Source organism: Nocardia sp. NPDC059154 (assembly GCF_042755705.1).
Taxonomy (GTDB): Bacteria; Actinomycetota; Actinomycetes; order Mycobacteriales; family Mycobacteriaceae; genus Nocardia.
This window is the reverse complement of sequence record NZ_JBHZCS010000047.1, coordinates 18,936-44,767: the sequence shown is the minus strand read 5'-3', so window position 1 is coordinate 44,767 and position 25,832 is coordinate 18,936. Positions and strand designations below refer to the sequence as shown.

Genomic DNA, 25,832 nt, shown 5'->3' with positions numbered 1-25,832 from the left:
TGTCGTTCGCGAAAGATATATGGATCACGCAATAACCCGGAAACCGAAAAGCAATCCACGGGGAACGGCTCGTTCCTACCTTGAGCCCACCATCATCGGCTTTCGGATCGGATACACCCCATGACCGACATCGTCACCCCCGCGTCGGCGGGCGCGGAGCCCGCCGCGGCGACACCCGCTCCAGACTACGACCCCAGGCTCACCAATGACGATCTCGCCCCCCTGAAGAAACAGACCTGGGGCTCGTACCACATCTTCGCCTTCTGGATGTCGGATGTGCACAGCGTCGGCGGATACGTCACGGCGGGCAGCCTTTTCGCCCTCGGCCTGGCCGGCTGGCAGGTGCTGGCCGCCCTGCTGATCGGCATCACGATCGTATATTTCCTGTGCAATCTGGTGGCCGCGCCCAGCCAGCGGGCGGGCGTGCCGTATCCGGTCATGTGCCGCAGCGCCTTCGGCGTGAAGGGCGCGAACATCCCGGCCATCATCCGCGGCCTGATCGCGGTGGCCTGGTACGGGATTCAGACCTACCTGGCCTCGGCGGCGCTGATCGTGGTGGCGGTCAAGCTCTTCCCGAGCCTGGCGCCGTACGCGAAGTCCGGTGACTACGGTTTCCTCGGCCTGTCGCTGCTGGGCTGGTGCGCCTACCTGGTGCTGTGGGTGGTGCAGGCGGCCGTGTTCTGGCAGGGCATGGAATCCATCCGCAAGTTCATCGACTTCTGCGGTCCCGCCGTGTATGTCGTCATGTTCTTCCTGTGCGGCTACCTGATCTACAAGGCTGGCTGGAGCGCCATCGACCTGCAGCTGGGCGCGGTGAAGTACCACGGCTGGGACGCGCTGCCCGTGGTCCTGGGTGCGATCGCGCTGGTGGTGTCCTACTTCTGCGGGCCGATGCTGAACTTCGGTGACTTCTCCCGCTACAGCAAGTCCATGGCGGCGGTGAAGCGTGGCAACCTGCTCGGCCTGCCGGTCAACTTCCTGGCCTTCTCGCTGCTGGTGGTGATCACCGCGTCGCTGACCATCCCGGTGTACGGCGAGCTCATCACCGATCCGGTCGAGACCGTCTCGCGCATCGACTCCACCTTCGCCATCGTGCTGGGCGCGCTGACCTTCAGCATCGCCACCGTCGGCATCAATATCGTCGCCAACTTCATCTCCCCGGCCTTCGACTTCTCACACGTGAGCCCGCAGAAGATCAGCTGGCGCATGGGCGGGATGATCGCCGCGGTCGGGTCGGTGCTGATCACGCCGTGGAACCTCTACAACAACCCGGACGTCATCCACTACACCCTCGAGGTGCTGGGCGCGTTCATCGGCCCGCTGTTCGGGGTGCTCATCGCCGACTACTACCTGGTGCGGAAGCGGACCATCGTGGTGGACGACCTGTTCACCATGGCCGAGCGCGGAAAGTACTGGTACCGCAACGGGTTCAATCCGGTCGCGGTGATCGCCACCGTGATCGGCGCCATCGCGGCGGTGTTCCCGGTACTGGCCAAGGACATCTACGGCATGCACACCGCGGCCCAGTACAGCTGGTTCATCGGATGCGGTCTGGCGCTGGTCATCTACTACGCCCTGGCCACCCGCACCACGCTCATGGTCGAAGCCTGAGGGGATGTCCCTGGCAGCGATGCCGGTCGCTGCCAGGGATTTGCTGTGCCAGTGATAAACCGTCTCCTGAAAATGTGTCCGGCGTAACATATTCCGCACGGATCCACGTATTAAAGCGCACAGCAGGAAAACCTGCTTTTCCCAATCGGAATAAGTACCGTTGGGCCAATGCAGCTCTCCCGGTTCACCGATCTCGGCTTGCGGTCGCTCATGCGCCTGGCGGTCAGCAGTGATGCCGAGGAAAGAGTCACCGTCAAACTCATTGCGCGACAGGTGAATGCTTCCGAAAACTACGTTGCCAAGGCCGTCTCCCGGCTCGTCGAACTGGGCTATGTCGAGTCCCAGCGCGGACGCACCGGCGGGATCTTCCTGACCGAGGCGGGCAAAAAAACCACCATCGGCACTATTGTTCGGCAACTCGAATGTGATAACGAAGTCATCGAGTGTGGCGGCGACAATCCGTGCCCATTGGCGAATGCGTGCCGTTTGCGGGGCGTCCTCGCCACCGCGCAGAACGCCTTCTACGCCGAACTCGATCGGTACGTCCTGTCCGATCTGGTGGATCAGCGCACCGTGGAGCTGCTGTATATGCCGGTATTCCCGGCGGCTTCACTCATCGACACCTAGGAGACCTCATGAGGCTCGCGCCGGATTCCACGCTGCACACTTTCCCCGAGCTGGCTGAATCCACTACCCAAGGTCTTGGGGCCGAGCACGCCGAGGTGATCCGCGCGACCCTGCCGTTGGTGGCCGCGCACATCGACCAGATCACCCCGCTGTTCTACACCAAGATGTTCACCGCCCACCCCGAGCTGCTGCGCGACCGCTTCAACCGCGGCAACCAGCATCAGGGCGCACAGCAGAAGGCGCTCGCCGCCTCCATCGCCGTGTTCGCCACCCACCTCGTCGACCCCGGCCTGCCGCACCCGCGGGAACTGCTGGCCCGCATCGGCCACAAGCACGCCTCACTGGGGGTCACCGAGCCCGAATACCGCATCGTCCACGAGCATCTGTTCGCCGCCATCGTCGAGGTGCTGGGCGCGGACGTGGTGACCCCGGAGATCGCCGCGGCCTGGGATCGCGTGTACTGGCTGATGGCCACCACGCTCATCGATTTCGAGCGGGAGCTCTACGACGCCGCGGGCGTCGCGCCCGGTGACGTGTTCCGCGAGACCCGGGTGGTGCAGCGCATCGACGACCCGTCGGGTGTGGCCACCTTCGTGGTGGAGTCCGCCGATCCGTCCGAACCGTTGCCGGGATTCGTTCCGGGACAGTACATCTCGGTCGGCGCGCGGCTGCCCGACGGCGCCCGCCAGCTGCGTCAGTACAGCCTGATCAATCGCGGTGGTGACGGCCGGCTCGCCTTCACCGTGCGGAAGGTGCTCGCCGACGCGGACACGCCGGCCGGTGAGGTCTCGAACTGGCTGCACGACACCGTCGGCGCGGGCGACACCCTCGAAATCACGCTGCCCTTCGGCGATCTCACCATCGACACCGAGGCCACCACACCGGTCGTGCTCATCTCCGCGGGCATCGGCGTCACCCCGATGGCGGGAATCCTGGAATACCTGGCGGCCGAAACCCCCACGCGCCGGACTGTCATCCTGCACGCCGACCGCTCCACCACCGCGCACCCCCTGCGCGAGACGGTCGACGAACTCGCCCACCGGTTGGCGGACGTGTACTTCCGCGCCTGGTACGAGGCCGACGGCCACGGGCTGCTGGACGTGACCCAGGTCGATCTGCCCGAGGACGCGGACTACTACCTGTGTGGTGGCTCCGGCTTCCTGCAGTATGTCCGCGCCCAGCTCATGTCCGCCGGAATCCCCTCGGACCGAGTGCATTTCGAGCTCTTCGCGCCGAACGACTGGTTGCTCGACGCCGATCAGCAGCCCGCCCTCGCCTGACCGCGGGCGGCCATCGACCCCCTGGTCGCGATCGACCGGCTAGCCGGTCGCCGCGATGATCCGCAGCACTCCGCTCAACCACGGGGTGTAGCGAGCGGGTTCCGCCGCCACGTTCTCGGCGAGGGTGTCCGGCCGGATCCACGCGGTATCGGCGACCTCGTCCGGATTCGGGTGCGGCGCGGTGTCTTCCAGTCGTCCGATCAGGACGTGATCGAATTCGAACTCGACGCGGCCGGTATTCGGATCGGTGGCCTGGTAGGTGAAGGTGCCGACTTCGGACAGCTCGGCGGTGATGCCGAGTTCCTCGTGCAGCCGTTTGGCGGCCGCCTCCTCCACCGCCTGTCCCGGCGCCGGATGCCCGCAGCAGGTGTTGGTCCACAGCAGCGGGAAGCGCGTCTTCACGCCCGCCCGCTGCTGCAGCAGCACTCGCCCGGCGGCATCGAACAGCAGCACCGAGAAGGCCCGATGCAGCCGCCCGGGCGCGGTGTGGGCGGCTGCCACCGACAGCGAACCCTGCGCCCGGCCCTGCTCGTCGACCAGTTCGACGAGCAGGGTCTCACGGTCCACCACCGGGGTGGTGTCGGATGCGTCGAGGGTGCCGGTCACCTAACCACCTTATCGGCGGTGATCATCAGGTACTGGAAGCTGCCCTCCTTGTACGAGGTCAGGAAGGGTTTCTCGACGCCGGTCGCGAGTTCGGACCGGGTGCGCAGCTCCCAGTACGGGATGGTCGCGGGGGTGAGGTCGGTGACCGCGATGGGGACCAGGCCATTGGCGGCCAGCGCCTGGAAGTAGCGGCTGCGCGGATGGATATTGCAGCCGTAGTGGGTGTCGATCCAGCTCACCGAGGCCGAGCGGGCGCCGAACACGTCATTGGAGCAGCCGGTGATGCAGACGTAGCGGCCGCCCGGCTCGAGCAGGCGGGAGAACTCCGCGAACAGCTCGAAAAGGTCCACGTACATGGTGGTTTCATTGGTCCAGATGCCGCGCCGGGAGCCGGACTCGAAACCGGTGTCCAGCATGTTCTCGAAGTGGAAGCGCACCTTGTCGGAGACGCCGCGCTCGCGGGCCTGCTCATTGGCGAAACCCACCTGGTACTCGGAGATGGTGACGCCGTCCACTTCGCAGCCGAAGCGCTGGTTGGCCATGAAACTGGTGCCGCCGCGGCCGGACCCGCCATCCATGAGCCGGTCGCCGGGGCGGACGTCGCCGAGCTGGTCGAGCAGGACGTCGGCCTGCGCGGTCTCCAGGCGGTGCAGTTCCTTGACGATCCGTTCCTGCCGGGTCTCCTCGGGGCCTTCCAGGACCGACAGGTCCGGCTCGCCGATGCCGTAGTGATGGTGATAGAGCCCGTCCACCTCGCCGAGCTTGGTGTTGACGCGATCGTCATTGGGATTGTTGTTCCAGTAGGACGCGACCGATTTCTGGTATTCGGTCTTCAGCACGGCATCCGGCCGGGGGTGGAGCGCGGTCATGGCAGGTCATCCTCTCGAATGGGTGATATGACGCTGGAAGTACTGCGCGCATCGAAGTGTGGTGTGATTCACGGGGTTTCGTTGTAGCGGCGGCTGTCCGCGTGCCAGGCCCGGTTGCCGCCCATCCAGGCCCACAGGCCGGTCAGGAACCGGCGCAGCTCCGGGGAGCCGGCGGCGGCGAGGGCGCCCGCCTCGGCCTCGAAGCGGTGCACCAGTTCGTCGTGGACCTCGGCGGTGCGCTGGACGGCCTGGCGGCGGGAGCACTGCTCCTCGGCGGCGAGCACGGTGGGGAGGTTGAATTCCCTTCCGCCGGAGAGGTCTTCGCGCGCCATGGAGTAGAGGTCATTGACCATCTGGCTGGCCAGCGCGGCGGTGGTGACCACCCGCCGCACCCGCGGATCGGTGTACTCAGCGGCCGGCACCTCGTAGCCGCCGACCGCGTCGATCGGGGCCATACAGGGCAGGAAGCTGTGCGGTTGCCGGTTCAGCAGGTATTCCCAGACCGGTGGCATGCGGCCCGCCGCGCGCCACCCGGCCTCGGCGCCCAGCGCGATGAACCAGCCCGCGATCTCGGTGCGCAGCCGCGCCACCTGGGTCGGGGTGGCGAATCGCGACAGGTGCTCGAAGGAGGTCCGGAATGCCCGCAGAATCGGATCGCTCTGCATGGCCTCCTCCACCTTGACCTGGTACCGCGGTGGCAGGTGCACGGGATCCATGGCGGCGGCGGCCAATTCGAGCCGTGGCCCGAGCTCGGCCTCCGCACTGGACCGGCTACCGTCCGGCGCGATATCGCTGGCATCCTCCTCGCAGTAGTAGTCGTCCACCGACCACTCCGATACGGCGCACTTGGCCGCCGCCAGCAAGCGATCCGCATCATCGCAATCCGGATGCGCCAGCATGATCAGCCGCCCGAAGTCGGCCTTCCGCAGATCATCCAGCCGCCCCTCGTACAGCCCGATCTCCTCGGCCCAGGCGATGATCCCGAAATTCACCGCCTCCGCCAGCGCCGGATTGTCCCGCACCGGCGGCGGACAGTAGAGCGCCGGAATAGCCGCCCCCTGCGCCCGCCGCACCGATCCGGTTCCGATGCCACTCGGACCATGCGAAACCCGCTCGGCCCCAGTGGAACTCGCGGCCTCCGATACCCCGGCCGACATGGTGGTACCCGGCTCGGCCGCCGTGGAGCCCGGAATCCCACGAGCCAGCTCGGTGAGCGACTTGAGGTCCCACACCGGATCGAGGGTCTGCCCGGGATCCGGTGTGGGAGCACCGGGCCGAGCAGCCGCCGAGGTGGCTACAGCCGGAGCTACCGCATCGGCCCTGACTACGGTGTCCGCCCGTGCCGCAGGCGAAGTCGGCGCGACCGGTGTGGAGCCACCGGGTACCCCGCCTCGGCGAAATGCCGAGTTCATCCCGATTCCGGTGGGGCCGTTCGCAACCTGCCGCGCCGTCGGGCCGGGCGAGCTCTGTTCTGCGGCATGGGTTTCGGCCGGTGGGGCGGGAAGGCGGCCGGAGCCCAGGGTGCGGGGGATGGGGCGGAGGGGTTGGGCGGGTGGAGAGGTCGGGAGTGTGAGCGTCGGCATCGCGCCGCCGGCAGGCGACGGCGGACGCGATGCCTGTCCCGCGAGCTCCGTGATCACCTGGGGGGTGGGTAGGTTCACGCGGAGGCTCGGGACCCCGAGGCCAGAGGGGCCGAGCAGCCGTCGGGGGGAGTGCGCCTCGGCGGCGTCGGAGGCGCCGAGGCGGGGATCATCACCCAGGGCCGCAATGGATTCCAGGGCAGAGAGGGCTTCGGTTGCCGCGAGCAGGGTTTGGGGCGCGGTGGTGTCGAGGTTGGTCAGCAGGGCGGCGACGGCCGCCGCCACCTCATGGGTGGCAGGCGGGGCCGCGGCGCGTGAGAGCACCGACATGACAGGACACCTCGCTCAGTCGGACTGACGGGCGACCAGCACATTGTCGAGAATGCCGAGCGCATCGGGGACCAGGACGGCGGCGGAGTAGTAGCAGCTGACCAGGTAGGAGATGATCGACTGATCGTCGATGCCCTTGAACCGGACGTTCAGGCTGGGCTCGTACTCGTCCGGAATTCCGGTCTGGTGCAAGCCGATCACGCCCTGGTCCTTCTCGCCGGTGCGCATGGCGAGAATCGACGTGGTGTGGGTGTCGCTGACCGGGATCTTGCCGCACGGGAAGATCGGCACCCCGCGCCAGGCGGGCACGCGGTGGCCGTCCACCTCCACCGGGTCGGGATAGATTCCGCGCTTGGAGCATTCACGCCCGAACGCGGCAATTGCCTTGGGGTGCGCCAGGAACAGCTTGGTGCTGCGGCGCATGGAGAGCAGTTCGTCCATATCGTCCGGAGTGGGCGCGCCGGACTCGGTGTAGATGCGCTGTTTCAGGTCACAGTTGTTGAGCAGGCCGAAGTCCGGATTGTTGACCAGGTCGTACTCGCGGCGCTCGTAGAGGGCCTCGATGGTCAACCGCAGCTGCTGCTCGATCTGGTCCATCGGGTCGTTGAACAGGTCGGCGACACGGGTGTGCACACGCAGCACCGACTGGGCCAGGCTGAGTTCGTATTCGCGGGGCTGATCGTCGTAGTCGACGTAGGTGCCCTCGAGCATCGGTTCCCCGGAGTGGCCGGAGGAGATCACGATCTCGGCCTCGCCGTACTTGTTCTGCGGCAGCGCCGGGGCGAGCGCCACGGCGGAAAGGTGTTCGGCCAGTGCCGGAATGTTCTCGGTCAGCTGGTTCACGGTGGAGCGGGCCAGCACCAGCATGGTGGTGGGCGTGACCGTCTTGATGGTGACCGGCCAGATGGCGTCCGGATCGGTGAGGGTCTGATCGCCGAAGTAGTCGCCGCCACCCAGCATGCCCAGCTTGGTGGTCTCGCCGTACTCGCCGGTGCCGATCTTGGAGAGCTTGCCGTGCACGATCAGCAGCACCTGGTCCATGGGGTTGCCGAACTCGGCGACCACGGTGCCGGCGGGCAGATCCCGCTGTTCGAAGCGGCCGGCCACGGTGGCCAGGATCTCCTCGTCCGCGAAGCCGCGCAGCTGCGGCAGTTCCTGCAGTTCGAGCGGGATGACCCGGGCGTGCGGGCCGTTGATGACGTACTCCACCTCGCCGTTGCCGACGGTGTGCGTGAGGCGCCGGTTGACGCGGTAGATACCGCCCTTCACCTGGCTCCACGGCAGCGAGCGGGTCAGCCAGCGGGAGCTGATGCCCTGCATCTGCGGTTCGGATTTGGTGGTGTGTGCCAGCTGGTGGGCGGCAGCGGTACTGAGGGACTTGCGCTGGCCGTTTTCGGTCTGAAGGGGCATTTCGATGGTCATGCTGCGGTCCTCACCTCGAAGGGCCACCGCGGTGGAAGGCGGTGGAGTCCACGGCGAAACAGCAGACCCGAGCGGGGCCTGCGTGAATTAGACAAGTGAGTGAATTGACAAGCGCGACAGTGCGATTCCAGCGATTCCGATGGTAGGGCTCCGGATCACCCGACGCGCCGAAATGCCAAAACATGATGCCTGGAATGTTGCTGCACCCCGTAAACCCCGAACGGCCGGTTTGCTATGGCGCGGGCCCGGATCGCTCCGCGACGCGTAGCCCGCATGGTGCTGGTCACAGCGCCAGCGCAGTAGGGTGGACGTATGGCAAGCTCATCGCGACGCGTCGGGGCGGGTGACGCTGGTCAAGGCCAGGAAATGTCTGGGAGAGAAGCCGTGAAATTCAATATGAGGTCCGTGGTGGGTCCGATCGAGCGACTCGTCGCGACCGCACAGAACGGGCTCGAGGTGATCCGGTTCGGGGGACTGGTTCACGACATGGAATCGTCGCCGTACGAGGTGGTGGAGCGGAAGCGGATGTACCGCCTGCGCCACTACTTCCCGGACGACACCGGGGCGGAGCGTCCGGTCGTGGTGCTGGTGCCGCCCATCATGGTGACCGCCGAGATCTGGGACGTGAATGCCGCCGACGGGGCGGTCGGCATTCTGCACCAGGGTGGAATCGATTGCTGGGTGGTCGATTTCGGCTCACCGGCCACCGAAGAGGGCGGCTGGGACCGGGATCTGGCCGACCACGTGCTGGCGGTCTCGAGCGCCATCGACACCGTCACCGAAATCACCGGCCGCGCCGTGCATCTCATGGGGTACTCGCAGGGCGGCATGTTCGCCTACCAGGCCGCGGCCTACCGCTACGGCAAGGGCGTCGAGTCCATCGTGACCTTCGGCGCCCCGGTCGACGCCGTCGCGGGCATGCCCTTCGGGTTGCCGCACGGGCTGGTCTCCGACGCCGCCGATTTCCTCACCGACCATGTGCTGAACCGGCTGCCCATCACCGATTCCATGGTGCGCCTGGGCTTCCAGGCCCTGGACCCGGTCAAGACCGCCCGCGCCCGCATCGACTTCCTGCGCCAGTTGCACAACCGCGAGGCGCTGCTGCCCAAGGAGCGCCAGCGCCGTTTCCTCGAGGTCGACGGCTGGCTCGGCTACCCCGGTCCCGCGCTCACCGACCTGCTCCAGCAGTTCGTCAAGCACAATCGAATGATGCTGGGCGGCTTTGTGATCCGCGATCAGCTCATCTCGCTGGCGGAGATCAAGTGCCCGATCCTGGCCTTCGTCGGCGAGGTCGACGACATCGGCCAGCCCGCCGCCGTGCGCGGCATCGTGCACGCCGCGCCCAATGCCGATGTGTACGAGACCAGCATTGTGGCCGGGCATTTCGGACTGGTGTCGGGCTCCACCGCCACCAAGCAGACCTGGCCGGTGGTGCGCGACTGGGTCAACTACCTCAGCGGCCGCGGCGAACTGCCCGGGCAGGTCGAGCGGATGAGCACCGAGGTGGTCCGCAACGGCCCGCGCACCGGGCTCACCCGGGTCGTGCACGCCCTCGGCACGCTGGCCGAGGCCGGAACCAGCGTCGGCAAGTCCATCGAGGGCGTGGCCGGGCAGACGCTGCGCGGCACGGTCGAACTCACCGGCGAGGCCGCCCGCGCGCTGCCCCGGCTGACCCGGCTGGGCATGATCCAGCCGCACACCCGAATCTCGCTGGGCCGCTTGGTCGCCGAGCAGGCGCAGCGCGCGCCGCAGCGCGATCTGTTCGTGTTCGACGACCGCGTGCACACCCAGGAGGCGGTCAACGAGCGCATCGACAATGTGGTGCGCGGGCTGATCTCCGTCGGCGTGCGGCCGGCCACCCGGGTCGGCGTGGTCATGGAGACCCGGCCGAGCGCGCTGGCCTCCATCGCCGCGCTGTCGCGGCTGGGCGCGGTCGCGGTGCTGCTGGCGCCGGGGAGCGAACTGTCCAAGATCGCGGACCTGACCGGGACCAGGCTGCTCATCGCCGATCCGGAGAACCTCGCCAGCGCGGCCGCCACCGGTCACCGGGTGCTGGTGCTCGGCGGCGGCAATGCCCGTGTCCTCGACATTCCGCCGGGCGCCGATGTGGTCGACCTGGAACAGATCGACCCGGCGCAGGTGGAGCTGCCCGCCTGGTACCGGCCGGATCCGGGCCTGGCGCGCGAGCTGGCCTTCATCCTGGTCACCGGCACCGGCGACAAGTTCGACGTCAAGCAGGTCACCAATCACCGCTGGGCGCTGTCGGCCTTCGGCACCGCGTCGGCGGCGAACCTGAGCCGCCACGACACCGTGTACTGCCTTGCGCCGCTGCATCATTCGTCCGGATTACTGGTGAGTCTGGGTGGCGCGGTGGCCGGCGGCAGCCGCATCGCGCTGGCCCGCTCGCTGGAACCGGCGCGGTTCGCCGAGGAGGTGCACCGCTACGGCGTCACCGTGGTCACCTACACCTGGACCATGCTGCGCGACATCCTCGACGCCGACACCTTCGCCGACGGGCATGCGCACCCGATCCGCCTGTTCATCGGCTCCGGTATGCCGGCGGGCCTGTGGCGGCGCACCGAGGAGCGCTTCGTGCCCGCCAAGGTGCTGGAGTTCTACGCCTCCATCGAGGGAGATGTGGTGCTGGCCAACGTCGCCGGCGCCAAGATCGGCTCCAAGGGCCGTCCGGTGCCGGGCACCGCCAAGGTCGAGCTCATCGCCTACGACCCGCTGACCGACGAAATCCTGGTCGATGACAGCGGTTTCGCGCGGCGCTGCGCCGACAACGAGGTGGGGCTGCTCATCGGCACCGTCTCCGACCTCGTCGACCTCTCCGCGGGCGGACTCCGCGGCGTCTTCGCCCCCGGCGACGCCTGGATGCCCACCGAGAATCTCTTCCGCCGTGACAGCGATGGCGACTACTGGCTCATGGACCGCCGCGACACCGTCATCCCGACGCCGCGCGGCCCGGTCTACACCCAGCCGATCGTCGACGTGCTGAACGACATCACCGCCGTCGACATGGAGGTGGCCTTCGGTCTCCCCGCCGGTGACCGCATCCTCGCGGTCGCCGCGGTGAGCGTCCGCGCGGGCTTCGGCCTGGCTCCCAAGGATGTGACCGAGGCGGTCCGGGCCCTGGCCCCCGATCAGCGCCCCGACATCGTCTACGTCGTGGACGACATCCCCCGCAGCTCCACCTACCGTCCCTCGACGCGGGCGGTGCAGGCTGCGGGCCGCGCCGAACCCGACAACCGCACCTGGTGGTACAACCGGACCACCGAGGCCTACGAGGTCCTCACCCCCGACCTCGCCGCGCGCCTGTTCGGCTGATCGCCTCGAACGCGCCCCCGCCACCGTGTCGTACCGAAGAAGACACGGCAGGGCCGGGGCGCGTTCGCATTTCGCCTGCGATCCATCGAATTGACCGAATGGTAATTTTCGAGCATGCGATCGGATGTCGGAGGTGGGAGCGGAGCCGTGAAGCGGGTCGGCACGGCGGGGACCAAGGGGGTGCCGCGAGCCGAGCGGGAGGCGCAGATCCTCGATGTGGCGGCCGCGGAGATCGCGCGGGTCGGGTACGCGGGGCTGTCACCGGCCGTGGTGGCGGCGGGGGCCGGGGTGTCGAAACCGTTGGTGTACGGGTATTTCGGGTCCAAGGACGGGTTGTACGTGGCCTGTGTGGAGCGGGCCGCGGGCGTGCTCGGGGACGCGATCGACGAGGCCATCTCGGGGACGGCCTCGCTGGAGATGGCGGAGCGTACGCTGGCCGCGATCTTCACCGCGCTGGAGCCGCGGCCCTACGACTGGAAGGTCGTGCACGACCAGTCCCATCCGGCCGAGGGGCCCGCGGCGGACGCGGCGCTGGCCGCGCGTGCACGCATCGCGGCCCAGACCGATCAGGGTGTGGGTGCGTTCGTGACGGGACACGGGCTGACCGACCCGCAGGATCTGTCCGCGCTGATCGCGGTGTGGACCGGGCTGGTCGCCGCCCTCGTCGACTGGTGGCTGGGTCATCCCGACGAGACGGCCGAGGCCATGATCGCGCGCAGCGCCCGCCTGTTCGCCGCGCTCACCTGATCCGACCGGGAGCGGTTCGGTTCGGGCTCTTGCCATTGAATTGACCGATTGGTAACTTACGAATCGGTCAATTCATGGAGGTCCGATGTTGTCGCAGGTCTGGCACGAGATCAACACGCCACTGCTCTACGCGATCCCGGTGTTCCTGCTGTGCATCGCGGCGGAGGCGGTGACACTGCGCGACAGTGACCGCGAGCAGACGACCGGGTACCTGACCCCCGACACCCGTACCAGTCTGAGCATGGGCATGGGCTCGATGGTCTCGTCCTTCGTGTTCAAGACGGCCAGCCTGGTGCTGTTCGTCCTGATGTGGACCTATCTCGCGCCGTGGCACCTACCGACCGGCGCCTGGTGGAGCTGGGTGCTGCTGACGGTGGTGCTCGACCTGCTCTTCTATCTCAACCACCGCTTCTCCCACCGCGTCCGCATCGGCTGGGCCGCCCATCAGGCCCACCACTCGAGCGAGTACTTCAACTTCGGAACCGCCTTGCGGCAGAAGTGGAATCCGTGGTCCGAGGCCATCTTCTGGGCGCCCCTGCCGCTGCTGGGCTTCGCCCCCTGGACGATCTACATCGCCTTCACCCTCAACCTGATCTACCAGTTCTTCACCCACACCGAGACCATCGGAAAGCTCTGGGCCCCCATCGAATTCGTCTTCAACACCCCGTCCCACCACCGCGTCCACCACGGCAGCGACCCCGAATACCTCGACAAGAACTACGCCGGCATCCTCATCATCTGGGACCGCATGTTCGGCACTTTCCAGCCCGAAATGCACCGCCCCACCTACGGTCTCACCAAACCGGTCGGCACCTACAACCTCCTGAAGCTGCAATACCACGAGTACGGCAACATCATTCGCGACGTCCGCGCCGCCCGCGGCCTGCACGACAAGCTCGGCTATGTCTTCGCGCCGCCCGGCTGGGAGCCCCGCGAACTCCGCGACCAGCCCGCCTGAGCCCGCGTCGCGCGGAAGATGGGCCGGCCGTCGGGGTTACGTGGCACCCGCTCGGGATGGTGGTTACTGGGCGAGCAGGGTTCGGCCGATGATCTCTTTCATGATTTCGGTGGCGCCGCCGTAGATGGTCTGGACGCGTCCGTCGAGAAATGCTCTCGCGATAGGGTATTCGCTCATGTACCCGTAGCCGCCGTGTAGTTGCAGGCATCGGTCGGCGACGCGTTTGGCCAGTTCTGTGGCCCACCACGTGGCCATCGAGGCGTGCACAGCGTCGAGCTCGCCGTTGGCATGGTCGACGATGCACCGGTCGAGGAAGCTGCGGGTGACCGCGCACTCGGTGGCCATCTCGGCGATCTCGACGCACTTCCTTGGCGATGAATGTGCGTACGACATCGCGGAAGTCGTCGTGCTCGGTGTCGAAGATCTGTCGCTGCATTTCAACCTTCTCGATGTGACGGTTACGGGTGGCAGCCCGAAAGGGGCGGAGGTGTGTCGACTCACTGCTGCGCGGCCGCGGCTGCCAGGTACCGGCCAGCCTGCTGGATCTGCAGCACGCTCTCGTGCGAGCCGCCACCGTCGCAGGGGATGATCGCGCCGGAGATGTAGCTTGCCGCCGAGGAGGACAGGAACATCGCCAGAGCGGCAACGTCGTCCGTGGTGCCCGGCCGACCCAGGGGCACGGTCGTGATGGCGCTGCCGTCGTCGTTCTGTGGAGTCAACCGGGCCATTCCTTCGGTGCCGGCGATGGGGCCGGGCGCGATCGCGTTGACCCGGATGCCCTTGTCGCCCCACTCCATCGCCAGGACGCGGGTGAGCTGGTCGACGCCCGCCTTGGCGGAACAGACGTGGGCCTGGTAGCGCACCGGGATCGAGGCCTGCGGCGCGGTGATGTTGATGACCGAGGCGCCGGGGGCGAGGTGGGCCAGACCGGCGCGCATCACATGGAAGGTGCCGTTGAGGTCGATGTCGACGACCACTTTGAACTATTGCATGAACTGGATGGTGGGAATAGCGTGCCTCGAGGAGCGCCCCCTCTAGAGTTCGGGGAATGGCATTGCAGTTTGCGATTCTCACCGCGTTGACCGACCGCGAATCCAGCGGCTTCGAGCTGGCCAAGCGGTTCGATCGCGTGTACGGATACTTCTGGTCCGCCTCGCACCAGCAGATCTACAAGGAGCTCGACCGACTGCATGCCGCCGGCCTGGTTGCCGAAGTGCCCCAACCTGAACGCCCTGGACGAGGCCAGCCCAAACACTTCGCCATCACCCCCGCTGGAACCGCCGCGCTGCGTGAGTGGATCGGCGAGATCGACGAGCCGACCCAACCGCGCGAATCACTGATGGTGAAAGTGCGCGCCTCGGCGGAGGTGGGCGACATCGAGGGCTTGCGTGCGGTGATCGATCACCATCTCACCGTGCACGCGAGCAGCCTCGGTAAGTACGCCGACATCGAGAAACGCGACTTCCCCGGCGCGGACAACGGGGCTGATGCGCTACGTCATCTCGTCCTCAAAGCCGGAATCGCAATGGAACGCGTCTGGGCGGACTGGTGCCGCGAAGCACTCGACACCCTCGACGCGCTCCAAGCCCGCACGACCGCCGACGTCGAAACACACACCACCCCACACTGATCGAGACGGCCGATCCATCCGCGACCACCATCGCACCGACCGCCGTTGCGCCGCGCGGGTCACGGCTGTGCGCTCCGCGCCCGCGTCGAAAATCGGTCGTGCTCCTGGCGGGGCGTTGTTACCTTGGGGCCATGGAGGTCTCCCCGCGCACCGCGACCGCGCGAGCTAACAGCTCGCCGGTCGCTGTCGCCTGACCTCACTGTCCTTGTCGGCGACCGGAAACGGTCCGCCGACGGGTGACGGTCTTCCGGCCTGATCCGCGTTGCGGTCGCTTCCGGTCGATGTCGAATCGATGGAGCACTCACCATGATCACTACAGATCAGACCGTCCGGACTTTCCTCGAGTTCTTCCGCGAACGCGGGCACGAACTCACACCGGCGCAATCGCTCATCCCACCACCGGGGGATTCGGTGCTGTTCACGACCTCCGGGATGCATCCGCTGACGCCGTATCTCGAGGGGCGGCCACATCCGCTGGGGCAGCGGCTCACCGGTCTTCAGAGATGTTTGCGCACCACCGATCTGGACGAGGTCGGGGACGAGACCCATCTGATGCCCCGGCTCTGGCCCTCCCTCGACGAGCCGTCCGTGCGGCTCGTGTCCGACCATCTGCGATCCGGCATCGTCATCGTCGGTGACCGAATCGTCCCGTCTCCCAACGGCCGTGGCCACGTACTCCGCCGGCTGATCCGGCGAGTCCTGACCACCCTGTGGCGCGACGACCCGACCCGTACCCTGTCCGACCTGCCGGTCGAACTCATCGACCACACCCTCGGCCACTTCGGCCAGCCGCGAAGTCCACGCGAGGTCCGGACAGTTCTCCTCGACGAGGAACGCAAGTTCCTGCGACAGCTGGACCGAGGTCGAAAAGTCCTGTCCCACCGGCGTTTCACCGGTTCACTGGCCGAGGGCGACTACCGGTACCTCCACGAGACCCACGGCCTGCCGCGAGATCTCGTGGAGTACCTCGGCTCGGAGCGCCGGCCATGAGCCGGTGCGGCGATTCAGTTCTCCGCCAGTACCTTCTGTGGCTCGGCCGCTGCGGTGGTGCGGGCCGCGACCGCCTTGCGGACCGGGATCGCGAGCGCGATCACCGCGGACACCAGGCAGGCTGCGCTGCCGATCAGGAACACCGTGCGGAAGCCGTTCTCGGTCGGAATGGCATGGCCGCCAACCGAGATGGTCAGCTGTGCCAGCACCGCGCCCACGACCGCCGAGGAGACGGAGGTGCCGATCGAGCGCATCAGGGTGTTGAAGCTGTTGGCGGCGGCCGTCTCCGACAGCGGCACCCCACTCATGATCAGCGCCGGCATCGCGCCGTACGCGAGCGCCACACCCGTGCTGCAGATGATGTTCACCAGCTCCAGACCCCAGGTGGAGCCCATCGTCAGCTGTGCCACCCCGTAACCGGCCGCCATGGTCAACGCGCCGGTGAACAGGGTGATCTTCGGGCCGCGCGCGGCGGACAGGCGGGCGCCCACCGGTGAGATGAGCATCATCATGATGCCGCCGGGGGCCATCCACAGCCCCATCATGATCATCGACTGACCGAGGCCGTAACCGAGCGACGTCGGCAGCTGCAACAGCTGCGGCATGCTCAACTGCAACGCGTACATGCCGACACCGATCGCGATACTCGCGAGGTTGGTGACCAGCACCTGCGGACGCGCGGTGGTGCGCAGGTCCACCAGCGGCTCGGGCGACCGCAGCTCCCACCAACCCCAGGCCAGCAGGACGACAACCGCCGCAGCGAACAAGCCCAGCGTGGTACCGCTGGTCCAGCCCCAGGTCGCGCCCTTCGACACGGGCAGCAGGAACGACACCAGACCGGCGCCGAGCAGCACCGCACCTGGCAGGTCGAAACGTCCCGACGGTCCTTCCGAGCTGCCCTCGGGCACCAGGGTCACGATCAACGCGGTGGCGATGCCCACCAGGCCCGCTGCGACCCAGAACATCACACGCCAGCTGCTGTACTGGGTGACGGCCGAGGCGATCGGCAGGCCCAGTGCGCCGCCGATGCCCAGCGACGAGCTGATCAGCGCGATCGACGAGCCGAGCCGTTCGGCGGGCATCACATCGCGCAGCAGGGCGATGGCGAGCGGGATGATGCCGACGCCGAGCCCCTGCAGGCCGCGGCCGACGATCATCGACACCAGCGAACCGGACACCGCGCACACGATCGACCCGACGATGAGCGGAATGGTGGAGGCGATCATCATGCGCCGTTTGCCGTACATGTCGCCGAGTCGGCCCGCGACGGGGGTGGCGACGGCCGCGACGAGCAGCGTGATGGTGACCACCCAGCTGGTGTTCGAGGCCGACGTATTCAAGATACGGGGTAGCTCACCCAGCAGCGGCACCACCAGCGTCTGCATGAGCGACGCGATGACACCGGCGTAGGCGAGCACCGCGAGGGTGCGGCCCGCGCCCGTGCGCGCCGGCGTCGAGCCGGACGCCGTAGCGGAATCGGGTTGGGTCATGGGATCTCCTCACGATGCGTAATCATGTGTACTTTACACATAAAGTGCAAGATGCACATGCGGTGGTGGATGCACAACGCTAGGGTGTGGGTGAACAGGGGTTGAACCCGCAGGTCAATGCGGATCGCGGAAGGACGGGACGTGCCCAAGCCCACCGAATTGCTGGAATTCCAGACCATGCTGATGGGCCGTTTCAGCCTCATCGCGCGCAAGGCGGCCGACACCAGCCTCGATCGCAGCGCCTACCTGCTGCTGAGCCTGCTCGAGGCCGACGGCCCGATGTCCATCGGCCGGCTCAGCGAAATCCTCGGCCTCGACGTCTCCACCCTGAACCGGCAGACCGCGGCGCTGCTCCGCGCCGGTCTCGCCGAACGCATCCCCGACCCCGACGGCGGCGTCGCCCGCAAGTTCCGCCTCACCCCGGAAGGCGCGTCCCGCCTGAACGGTGAACGCGCACAGAGCATCCGCCATCTCGACGAGATCGTCGCCGACTGGACCGCCGAGGAGGTCACCGCCCTCGCCGACTCCCTCGCGCGCCTGAACGCCGACATCGACCGCTACCGAAACCGTATTTCCGCGCGCCCCTGACGCGGACCCCTTGCGCGGCAACGGCATCCGCGATGCCGCCGAGCCCGCGGCTACTAGACGGTGAAGCTGGTGACGCCGTCGACGACGCGGGTCAGCTGCTCCTCGGTCAGGCCCGGCCACAGGGGGAGCCGCACCAGGGTGGCCGAGAACTCGGCGCTGCGCGCGCACGGGAACGGCGTGCGGCCGAGCTTGAGGCCGGCGGGGGAGGAGTCCAGGGGGACGTAGTGGAAGGGGGCCACGATGCCGCGCTGGGACAGGTGCGCGATGAGGTCGTCGCGGCGGTGCTCGGTGGGGACGCGCAGGTAGTACAGGTGCGCGGTGTGCTCGCGGTCCGACGGCACCGTCATGAGGCGAATGTCGTTGCGGGCGGCCCAGTCCGGGAGCGCGGCGGCGTAGGTGTCCCATACGCGGTGGCGGTTGCGCTGGATGGTGTCGAACTCGGCGAGCTGGGCGTCGAGGACGGCGGCGTTCAATTCGCTGGGCAGGTAGGAGGATCCGATGTCCTGCCAGGAGTACTTGTCCACCGCGCCGCGCAGGAAGCGGGCCCGGTCGGTGCCCTTCTCGCGAATGATTTCCGCACGCGCCATGAGGATTTCGTCGGTGAGCAGCACCGCGCCGCCCTCACCGCAGTGCACGTTCTTGGTGTCGTGGAAGGACAGCGCGCCCACGGTGCCGATGGTGCCCAGCGGGCGGCCCCGGTAGTAGCCGCCCAGGCCGTGCGCGTTGTCCTCGATGATGGCGAAGCCGTGCGCGGCGGCCAGCTGCTGCAGGCCCTCCATGTCCGCGGCCACACCGCCGTAGTGGATGACCATGACGGCCTTGGTGCGCGGGGTGACCGCCGCGGCCACCGACTCCGGATCCAGATTGCCGGTGGCGGCGTCGATATCGGCGAACACCACGGTCGCGCCGCGCAACGCCATGGCCGTCGCGCTGGAGGTGAACGCGAAACTCGGCACGATCACCTCGTCCTCGGGCCCGAGTTCCAGCAGCAGCCCGGCCATCTCGAGCGCGTGCGTGCACGAGGTGGTGAGCAGCGCGTGCGGCGCGCCGGTGATGTCACGCAGCTTCGTGGTGGCCGTCGCGGTGAAGGGACCGTCGCCGTGGCTGTGGTCCGAGGACAGCACGGCCTCCACATTCGGCAGCTCGCGCGCGGCGCGGAACGGGCGGCTGAAGATGATGCGGTCACTGCTCACGCGCGGAGCTCCCCCTCGATGTCTTCGTCGAACCGATTCGTCGTGCCGTTGTGGTGACTTCCACCGTCGTAGCGGATTCCGCCGCGCAACTGCTGCGGCCGCGGCGTCGGCGAATCCACCGTCAGATACAGCGGCTTGCCGACCAGCACATGCAGTGCCACACCGAGGTATTCGGCGATCAGACCCAGCGAGAACAGCACCGCGCCCGAGCACAGCAGCAGCACCGTCATGAGCGAGGCCCAGCCCTCGGGGTCGGTGCCACTGTCGGTCAGCCGGTGGTACACCACCCACCCGGCCATGGCCAGCCCGCCCAGCGCCAGCGTCACACCCAGCATGCTCACCAGCCGCAGGCCGCGAGTTCCGCTGCACAGCACCATCTTCCAGAACAGCGAGAACAGCCGCCGGTAGTTGTAACCGGACTCCTCGCGGCCCTCCGCGCGCAACTGCACCGGCACCTGCGCCGCCTCGCCCACCACCCAGGTGAGCGCCACATCCAGGTACACGCCATTGGAGGCGACCTGCGCCAGCTGCCGCGCGATATCGCCGCGGATCAGCCGGTAGCTCTCGAAGCGGGTGGAGTCCGGGAACGCGAACAACGTCGCCAGCACGATCTTCGCGCCGCGCGAGGTGACATTCCGCAGGAAGCCGTGCGGGCGGGTGTTGACCGGCTTGGAATAGACCAGATCGGCGCGCTGCTCGAGCGCCGCGTCCAGGAAGTCGGCGATGAAGGCCGGATCGTGCTGGCCGTCCTCGTCCATGGTGACGGTCCAGTCGCCCTGCGCGGCGGCCATACCGGCGATGGTGGCGGCATCCTGGCCGTAGTTGCGGCTCAACCACACCACCCGCACCTGCGGGTAGGTTTCGGCGAGCTCCTGCAGCACCACGTCGGAGCGGTCGGGCCCGTGATCGTGCACCAGCACGATCTCCTCGACCCGGAAGGTGGCGCCCTGCGGCGTGGTGACCGGCTCCCCGAGCTTGTCCAGCTCACTGACCAGTGCGGCGATCGTCTCCTCGCCGCGGTACACGGGCACCACGACGGAGACCGCGTGCACCCGCGCCGGGCGTTCGCTGCCGGAGGTCACGCTGGGGTCGCTCGCGTAGGTGCGGGCGGACGGAATCGGCATCAGCTGAATGTACTTTCGATGACGGTGTGCGCCGGAACTCCAGCCCGGAAACCGGAGCCCGAGCCGCGCTGAACTCTAACACGCTGCTCGGCGCGGCATTCGGGGCGAAGTGTTGACACCCGGCCATCATTCCCTATGTCCATCCCGCAACGGACCGGCGTAAGTGCCATCGACATCGCCGCCCTGTAGGGTCTGGAACTCGTGGTGGAAAGCTCAGTTTCCAAGGTGGTCGGGGCCGCCGAATCCGGGCAGGACGACAAGGCGGCTCGGCGTCAGGTGTACCGCTGGGGCATCGTCACTTCGATCGGGGTGACCCTGGGGTATCTGGCTGTCATCCTGGCCAACTCCCGCCACTTCTTCACCGACGACTCCGAATCCCAGTACACGGGCCTGTGGGTGTTCTTCGGCCGCGCCTTCCGTGACGGCCATTTCCCGCTGCTGATTCCGGACCAGTGGATGACGGGCAACTACACCAATGAGGAAGCGGGACTGTTCAACCCGCCGCAGCTGCTGATCGATCTGATCGCGCCCTCGGTGCCCAACCTGGCCGTGTACGCGACCATCGTGAAGCTGGTCTTCGCGATCATCACCGGGCTCGGCGTGTACCGGGTGTGCCTGGTGTACGGCGCCCGCCCGCAGTGGGCCGCGGTGGCCGGGGTGGCCATGCCGTTCACCGGTTTCTTCCTGTTCTTCGACTCGGCCAGCTGGTTCACCGCCATGGCCGGCACCGCCTGGATGATCCATGCCTGGGCGTCCGCGGAGCGCTACCTGCGCGGCCAGGGCGGTCCGATCCCGGTCTTCGTGTACCTGTACCTGGCGATCTCGGTGCAGTACGTGTTCCCCGCGGTCGAGGCCGTGCTCGTGCTGATCGCGGTGGCCGTCGGCTACCTGGTGTGCCGGGGGCCGCGGACCTGGCCGCAGTGGCGCGACGCGTTCGGCCCGCTGCTGCGCCTGGCCGCCGCGGCGGCCTGCGCGGGCGCGGCGGGTCTGCTGACCTTCCTGCCCTCGATGCTGTCGGCGCAGGTGAGCTGGCGCGGCAATTCGCAGATCAATAACGACCAGTTCCTGACCGTGCCGTGGTCCGAATCGCTGAACGCCAGCCTGCCGACCACCATGCCGGCGTTCACCTCGTGGTGGGGCTACGTCCAGCCGCTGCCCATGACCTACATCGCCTGGTTCCTGATCCCGGCGCTGGCGTTCGTGGATTGGAAAGCGGCGCAGAAACACTGGAAGCAGTTCGTCGCGATTGCCCTGTTCGCGCTGATGGCGCTCATGTGGACCGCCGGTCCCGGCACCGTCGGCCCGCTGCGCTGGCCCGCCCGCGTGCTGCCCATGCTGGCGCTGGGTCTGCTCGTGCTGGTGTGCGTGCTGCTGGGCCGCTTCGCCACGCTCCGGGACCGCAACACGCGGATCATCTCGGCGCTGGTGCTGGTCCTGGCGCTGTGGGTGCGCACCTTCTCCGCCGACCCGCACCAGGTGCTGTGGCACCTGGGCTCGGCCGTCGTGGTGATCGCCCTCGGGTTCGGCGCGGTGTGGCTGGGCCGCACCCGCGGCGCCACCGGAGCAACCGCGCTGGTCATCGCCGCCATGGTGCCGATCGCCTGGTTCCAGGTGTGGTGGGTGCAGCCCACGCCCATGTCGTGGAACCTGCCCGCCGACCGCAACGAGGCCATGGCCGCCTTCCCGAAGTTCCAGGCCGGCACCACCCTTCAGCTCTCCGACCGCGGCCTGCTGCAGCCCGCCGACAAGACCCTGCAGGGCGCGTACGGGTCGCTGGTGTGGGGCAACTACGCCAAGGACCTGCAGCAGGACTACGTCAACGGCTATACGCCCAACGGGCACTTCTACTTCGGCGAAATGCTGTGCATGCGGTGGGACTCCAGCGTCTGCCCCGACGCGTACCGCCGGCTGTTCAGCGCCGAGCCGACCACCGGCCGCACCCTCGCCGACCTCATGCTGATCGACCGGGTGGTGTTGCAGAAGGCCATGTTCCCCGACGCCGGTGACCAACCCACCCCGGAGGGCTGGCACTTCGTCGACGTGCCCGGGCACGAGAAGTACATCTGGGTGCTCGAGCGCGACAACGGCCCGATCTCCACGGTCAACGGCCGCGTCGGCGACGCCCACGACGTCACCGCCATCTCGCTCCACGAGTCCGACACCACCAGCCGTGTGCAGGTCTCCTCGGAGGCCGGCGGCCGCGTCACCTTCGCGCGCCTGGGCTGGCCCGGCTACCGCGTCACCCTCAACGGCAAGACCGTCCCGTTCCACACCGTCGCGAAAGTCTTCGTGGCCGTGGACATTCCGGCCGGCACCGACAAGGCCGTGCTCGAGGTGAGCTGGCGGCCGCCGGGCTGGAAGATCGGAATCGGCAGTGCCGCGGGCGGACTCGTCGGCCTCGGGCTGCTCCAGTGGTTGTACGTTCGCTCGCGTCGGCGCGGACCGGACGTGCCCGCCGCCGAACAGCTCGACGACGATCCGGACCGCGAACTGGTGGGCACCGCCAAGTGACCGAGACACGCCACTCGCTCACCGGCGCCGAGCCCGCTCCGGCCGGACCGCTGCTCCGCCTGGTGCGACGGCAGGAGATCGCCTTCGCCCTGGTCGGCGGCTTCAACACGCTGATGGGCATGGTGCTCACCATCGTGTGGCTGACCGTCCTCGGCGGCATGGTGTCCAAGGACGTGGCCGCCGCCCTGTCGGTGGCGCTGGCCTACGCGGTCAGCATGGTGGTGGCCTTCGTCCTGCACCGCACCCTGGTGTTCCGGGTGCGTGGCCACCTGCTGCGCGACTTCGTGGCCTTCGTCGGCGTGAACGCGGTCGGCATGGTGCTGAACATGGTGCTACTGCAACTGGCCGTCTCCCTGCTGCACGCCCCCGCCAAACCGGCCGCGGTGGTGGTCATGGGCCTGGTCGCGGTGGCCAGCTACTTCGGCCACCGCCACATCAGCTTCCGCCGCCCCGCCGATTCCCCTCCCGCCCCCGCCGAACGGTAGGTTGTCGGACATGTCGGAGGAAACCCTGGACCCCACCCTGCTGAGTCTGCTCGCCTGCCCCCAGGACAAGGGCCCCCTGCAGCTGGTCCACACCGCCACCGGTGACACCGTGCTCTACAACCCCCGCCTGCGCCGCGCCTACCCGGTCGACAACGGCATCCCGGTCCTCCTCGTCGACGAGGCCCGCGACGTCTCCGACGACGAACACACGTTCTTCCTGACCCAATCCTGATCCCCCCACCGCCCCTTCCATCGGTGGATGTCTCGGGCGGGGTCAGCCCTGCTGGGGGAGATCGCCGGTGAAATAGCGTTGCAGGGTGGGGCCGATGGTGGTGGCGAGGTCTTCGACAGGCATGGAGGCGATGGGCTCCAGGCGGAGGATTTTGCGGGTTACCAGGAGGCCGGCCAGTTGGGAGGCGGCGAGGGCGGCGCGCTGGGCGCCGGTGCCGGGGGGTGAATCGACCAGGGGGCGAATCTCTTTCAGGACTATTTCCAGGAGGAAGGTGCGGGCCAGGGTGGGGTCGTCGCTGGCGAGGAGGCTGCGGAAGGCGGCTACGGCGGGCATGCCGACGGGGGAGTCCCAGATGCCGACGACGGTGCGGATGATGTGGGCGCCCAGATTTTCCACGGGGACGGCGGCGAAGCCGGCGAGGATGGTCTGGGGGTCGACGGGGAGTTGCAGGGCGGCGGCGAACAATTGGTGTTTGGTACCGAAGTAGTGGTGTACCAGTGCGGGATCCACTCGGGCCGCGGTGGCGATGGAGCGGATGGAGGCGCGGTCGAAGCCGACTTCGGCGAAGCGCACCCGGGCGGCGTCCAGAATCGCCTCCCGGGTGCCGGAATTGCCCGGACGCCGTCCGCTGCGGGTCCCGTTGCCCCCGCTCACGCCGCGTGTCTCCCGATCATGCGGTGCGCCGGCGTAGGGTGGCCGCGCCCAATCCCAGTGCGACGGCGGCGAAGACGGCCACGATCAGCACATCCCGCCACATCTGCGCGGTGGCCCCGGTGTGCGTGGACACCTGCTCCAGCGCGTCGACGGCGTAGCTGAGCGGCAGCACATTGCTGATCGCCTCCAGCCAGCCCGGCAGCTGCCCGCGCGGCACCAGCAGGCCGCACAGGAAGAATTGCGGCAGCACGATCACGGGCATGAACTGTACGGCCTGAAACTCGGTGCGCGCGAACGCGCTTGCCAGCAGGCCCAGCGCGACCCCGAGCACCGCGTCGACCACCGCGATCAGCACCACCAGCCCCGGGCTGCCCGCCGCGTTCAGCCCCAGCAGCCAGAACGCCACCAGGCAGGCCACCGCCGCCTGCACCGCGGCCGCGATGGAGAACGCGGTCCCGTACCCGGCCAGCAGGTCCATCTTGGACAGCGGTGTGGTCATCAACCGTTCCAGCGTGCCCGAAACCCGTTCGCGCTGCATGGCGATGGCGGTGATGAGGAACATGACCACGAAGGGCAGGATGCCGAGCATGGTGATGCCGACCCGGTCGAACAGCCGCGGCGCGCCCGGCATGGTCGGATAGTTCTTGTACACGAAATACAGCAGCGTCATGAGCAGCGCGGGCACCAGCACGATCATGGCGACGGTGCGGTGATCGGCGCGCAGCTGCCGCAGGATGCGCACGGTGGTGGCGGTGTAACAACCCAGTGGCCGTGGGCCCGCCGGGCGTGAAAGGGTCGCGGTCACAGCTCTTCTCCCATCCGGATCAGCTTGAGGAAGGCGTTCTCCAAACTGGATTCGCCGGTGTCGGACCGCAATTCGGCGGGCGTGAGCTGCGCCAGCAGCCGGCCCTCGCGCATGAGCAGCAGCCGGTCGCAGTGCTCGGCCTCGTCCATGACGTGGCTCGAAACCAGCAGTGTCCGGCCCTGTTTCGCGAGCGCCTGGAACTGCTCCCACAGGTCGGCGCGTAGTACCGGGTCCAGGCCGACCGTCGGCTCGTCGAGCACCAGCAGCTCCGGATCGGCCACCAGCGCGCAGGCCAGGGACACGCGGGTGCGCTGCCCGCCGGACAGCTCGTTGCCGTGATGCCCCGCATGACTGCTCAAACCCACGGCGGCCAGAGCCGTTTCGACATCGGCGGACGACGCCCCGTACAGCGCACCGAAATACGCGACATTGTTGGCCACGGTGAGGTCGTCGTAGATGCTCGGCTCCTGGGTCACGTACCCGACCCGCCGCCGCAGCCCGCGTGATCCGGCCTCCTCGCCGAGCACGGACACCGAGCCGGATTCGATGATCTGCGTCCCGACGATGCTGCGCATGAGCGTCGTCTTCCCGCACCCCGACGGCCCCAGCAGCCCGGTGATGCTGCCCCGGGGAACGGTCAGGGAGATGTTCTGCAGAACCTGTTGCCCGCCGCGCCGCACTTCCAGGTGCTCGATGGCGATGGCGTCGGTTGTCGTCGCTGGTGCCGTCACGGTCACCCTCAATTCATCGAGTGTTGAATTCACTACGTG

At 67.9% G+C, this 25,832-nt stretch carries 24 protein-coding genes; 12 read left to right on the top strand and 12 right to left on the bottom strand.

Annotated elements, in window-relative coordinates; all coding sequences use genetic code 11:
- Window positions 1-120: 120 nt before the first annotated feature.
- The 3 genes from ACFXN1_RS33345 (at window position 121) to ACFXN1_RS33335 (ending at window position 3,518) form a co-directional block, all read left to right on the top strand.
- On the top strand, window positions 121-1,611 hold the full coding sequence (locus ACFXN1_RS33345) for an NCS1 family nucleobase:cation symporter-1 (protein WP_379441842.1): 1,491 nt from the start codon (window positions 121-123) through the stop codon (window positions 1,609-1,611).
- 168 nt (window positions 1,612-1,779) lie between these two features.
- A complete protein-coding gene (locus tag ACFXN1_RS33340) occupies window positions 1,780-2,238 on the top strand; it encodes an RrF2 family transcriptional regulator (protein ID WP_379402719.1) in 459 nt (152 codons plus the stop codon).
- Window positions 2,239-2,246: 8 nt separating this feature from the next.
- Window positions 2,247-3,518, top strand: coding sequence for a globin domain-containing protein (locus ACFXN1_RS33335; protein WP_379441841.1), 1,272 nt, complete (start codon window positions 2,247-2,249; stop codon window positions 3,516-3,518).
- A 39-nt stretch (window positions 3,519-3,557) separates the two neighbouring features.
- Here the strand turns inward: ACFXN1_RS33335 and idi are convergent, their stop codons facing one another.
- The 4 genes from idi to ACFXN1_RS33315 form a co-directional block, all read right to left on the bottom strand.
- The gene (gene idi, locus ACFXN1_RS33330) at window positions 3,558-4,124 is read right to left on the bottom strand and encodes an isopentenyl-diphosphate Delta-isomerase (protein ID WP_379402717.1); all 567 of its coding nucleotides are present in this window, start codon (window positions 4,122-4,124) and stop codon (window positions 3,558-3,560) included.
- On the bottom strand, window positions 4,121-4,993 hold the full coding sequence (locus tag ACFXN1_RS33325; RefSeq protein ID WP_379441839.1) for a geranyl diphosphate 2-C-methyltransferase: 873 nt from the start codon (window positions 4,991-4,993) through the stop codon (window positions 4,121-4,123). The genes idi and ACFXN1_RS33325 overlap by 4 nt, the downstream gene beginning before the upstream one ends.
- A 68-nt stretch (window positions 4,994-5,061) precedes the next feature.
- On the bottom strand, window positions 5,062-6,903 hold the full coding sequence (locus tag ACFXN1_RS33320) for a family 2 encapsulin nanocompartment cargo protein terpene cyclase (RefSeq protein ID WP_379441838.1): 1,842 nt from the start codon (window positions 6,901-6,903) through the stop codon (window positions 5,062-5,064).
- Window positions 6,904-6,918: 15 nt separating this feature from the next.
- A complete protein-coding gene (locus ACFXN1_RS33315; protein WP_379402713.1) occupies window positions 6,919-8,325 on the bottom strand; it encodes a family 2B encapsulin nanocompartment shell protein in 1,407 nt (468 codons plus the stop codon).
- A 396-nt stretch (window positions 8,326-8,721) separates the two neighbouring features.
- Here ACFXN1_RS33315 and ACFXN1_RS33310 point away from each other — a divergent pair, with 396 nt between their 5' ends.
- From ACFXN1_RS33310 to ACFXN1_RS33300, 3 genes are all read left to right on the top strand, one after another.
- Window positions 8,722-11,655, top strand: a complete 2,934-nt coding sequence (locus ACFXN1_RS33310) for an AMP-binding protein (protein ID WP_379441852.1) — start codon at window positions 8,722-8,724, stop codon at window positions 11,653-11,655.
- A gap of 147 nt (window positions 11,656-11,802) precedes the next feature.
- Window positions 11,803-12,402 (top strand): TetR/AcrR family transcriptional regulator, encoded by a 600-nt coding sequence (locus ACFXN1_RS33305; protein WP_379389415.1) that lies wholly within the window; start codon window positions 11,803-11,805, stop codon window positions 12,400-12,402.
- Between the two features lie 85 nt (window positions 12,403-12,487).
- Window positions 12,488-13,360, top strand: coding sequence for a sterol desaturase family protein (locus ACFXN1_RS33300; protein ID WP_379441837.1), 873 nt, complete (start codon window positions 12,488-12,490; stop codon window positions 13,358-13,360).
- A gap of 63 nt (window positions 13,361-13,423) precedes the next feature.
- Here ACFXN1_RS33300 and ACFXN1_RS33295 read toward each other — a convergent pair whose 3' ends face one another.
- Both ACFXN1_RS33295 and ACFXN1_RS33290 read right to left on the bottom strand, forming a co-directional pair.
- Window positions 13,424-13,861, bottom strand: a complete 438-nt coding sequence (locus ACFXN1_RS33295; protein ID WP_379441835.1) for an acyl-CoA dehydrogenase family protein — start codon at window positions 13,859-13,861, stop codon at window positions 13,424-13,426.
- Window positions 13,858-14,337: an SDR family oxidoreductase gene (locus ACFXN1_RS33290; protein ID WP_379441833.1), complete on the bottom strand. Its 480-nt coding sequence runs from the start codon at window positions 14,335-14,337 to the stop codon at window positions 13,858-13,860. The genes ACFXN1_RS33295 and ACFXN1_RS33290 overlap by 4 nt, the downstream gene beginning before the upstream one ends.
- A 71-nt stretch (window positions 14,338-14,408) precedes the next feature.
- On the opposite strand from ACFXN1_RS33290, the gene ACFXN1_RS33285 reads away from it, so the two are divergent.
- Window positions 14,409-14,990: a PadR family transcriptional regulator gene (locus ACFXN1_RS33285; RefSeq protein WP_379441832.1), complete on the top strand. Its 582-nt coding sequence runs from the start codon at window positions 14,409-14,411 to the stop codon at window positions 14,988-14,990.
- A 306-nt stretch (window positions 14,991-15,296) separates the two neighbouring features.
- Entirely contained in the window at window positions 15,297-15,980 is a 684-nt protein-coding gene (locus tag ACFXN1_RS33280) for an alanine--tRNA ligase-related protein (RefSeq protein WP_379441830.1), read from the top strand.
- A gap of 14 nt (window positions 15,981-15,994) precedes the next feature.
- Here ACFXN1_RS33280 and ACFXN1_RS33275 read toward each other — a convergent pair whose 3' ends face one another.
- Window positions 15,995-17,470: an MFS transporter gene (locus tag ACFXN1_RS33275; protein WP_379441829.1), complete on the bottom strand. Its 1,476-nt coding sequence runs from the start codon at window positions 17,468-17,470 to the stop codon at window positions 15,995-15,997.
- Between the two features lie 141 nt (window positions 17,471-17,611).
- On the opposite strand from ACFXN1_RS33275, the gene ACFXN1_RS33270 reads away from it, so the two are divergent.
- Window positions 17,612-18,058: a MarR family winged helix-turn-helix transcriptional regulator gene (locus tag ACFXN1_RS33270; protein ID WP_379441828.1), complete on the top strand. Its 447-nt coding sequence runs from the start codon at window positions 17,612-17,614 to the stop codon at window positions 18,056-18,058.
- A 53-nt stretch (window positions 18,059-18,111) separates the two neighbouring features.
- Here the strand turns inward: ACFXN1_RS33270 and rffA are convergent, their stop codons facing one another.
- Window positions 18,112-19,251: a dTDP-4-amino-4,6-dideoxygalactose transaminase gene (gene rffA / locus ACFXN1_RS33265; RefSeq protein ID WP_379441826.1), complete on the bottom strand. Its 1,140-nt coding sequence runs from the start codon at window positions 19,249-19,251 to the stop codon at window positions 18,112-18,114.
- On the bottom strand, window positions 19,248-20,303 hold the full coding sequence (locus ACFXN1_RS33260) for a glycosyltransferase (protein WP_379402757.1): 1,056 nt from the start codon (window positions 20,301-20,303) through the stop codon (window positions 19,248-19,250). The genes rffA and ACFXN1_RS33260 overlap by 4 nt, the downstream gene beginning before the upstream one ends.
- A gap of 348 nt (window positions 20,304-20,651) precedes the next feature.
- Between ACFXN1_RS33260 and ACFXN1_RS33255 the strand changes: the two genes are divergently transcribed.
- The 3 genes from ACFXN1_RS33255 to ACFXN1_RS33245 are packed head-to-tail and all read left to right on the top strand — an operon-like array spanning window position 20,652 to window position 23,603.
- The gene (locus ACFXN1_RS33255) at window positions 20,652-22,886 is read left to right on the top strand and encodes a hypothetical protein (protein WP_379441850.1); all 2,235 of its coding nucleotides are present in this window, start codon (window positions 20,652-20,654) and stop codon (window positions 22,884-22,886) included.
- Window positions 22,883-23,371 carry a GtrA family protein gene (locus ACFXN1_RS33250; protein WP_379441824.1) on the top strand — a complete coding sequence of 163 codons (489 nt, stop codon included), beginning with the start codon at window positions 22,883-22,885 and terminating at the stop codon, window positions 23,369-23,371. Before ACFXN1_RS33255 ends, ACFXN1_RS33250 begins: the two co-directional genes overlap by 4 nt.
- A gap of 10 nt (window positions 23,372-23,381) precedes the next feature.
- Window positions 23,382-23,603, top strand: coding sequence for a Trm112 family protein (locus ACFXN1_RS33245; protein ID WP_379402707.1), 222 nt, complete (start codon window positions 23,382-23,384; stop codon window positions 23,601-23,603).
- 42 nt (window positions 23,604-23,645) lie between these two features.
- Here the strand turns inward: ACFXN1_RS33245 and ACFXN1_RS33240 are convergent, their stop codons facing one another.
- Genes ACFXN1_RS33240 through ACFXN1_RS33230 form a run of 3 tightly spaced genes read right to left on the bottom strand, consistent with a single transcriptional unit; the run spans window position 23,646 to window position 25,793 of the window.
- On the bottom strand, window positions 23,646-24,257 hold the full coding sequence (locus ACFXN1_RS33240; RefSeq protein ID WP_379441823.1) for a TetR family transcriptional regulator: 612 nt from the start codon (window positions 24,255-24,257) through the stop codon (window positions 23,646-23,648).
- A 16-nt stretch (window positions 24,258-24,273) separates the two neighbouring features.
- Window positions 24,274-25,062, bottom strand: coding sequence for an ABC transporter permease (locus ACFXN1_RS33235; RefSeq protein WP_379441821.1), 789 nt, complete (start codon window positions 25,060-25,062; stop codon window positions 24,274-24,276).
- Entirely contained in the window at window positions 25,059-25,793 is a 735-nt protein-coding gene (locus ACFXN1_RS33230; protein WP_379402704.1) for an ABC transporter ATP-binding protein, read from the bottom strand. Before ACFXN1_RS33230 ends, ACFXN1_RS33235 begins: the two co-directional genes overlap by 4 nt.
- Window positions 25,794-25,832 lie beyond the last annotated feature (39 nt).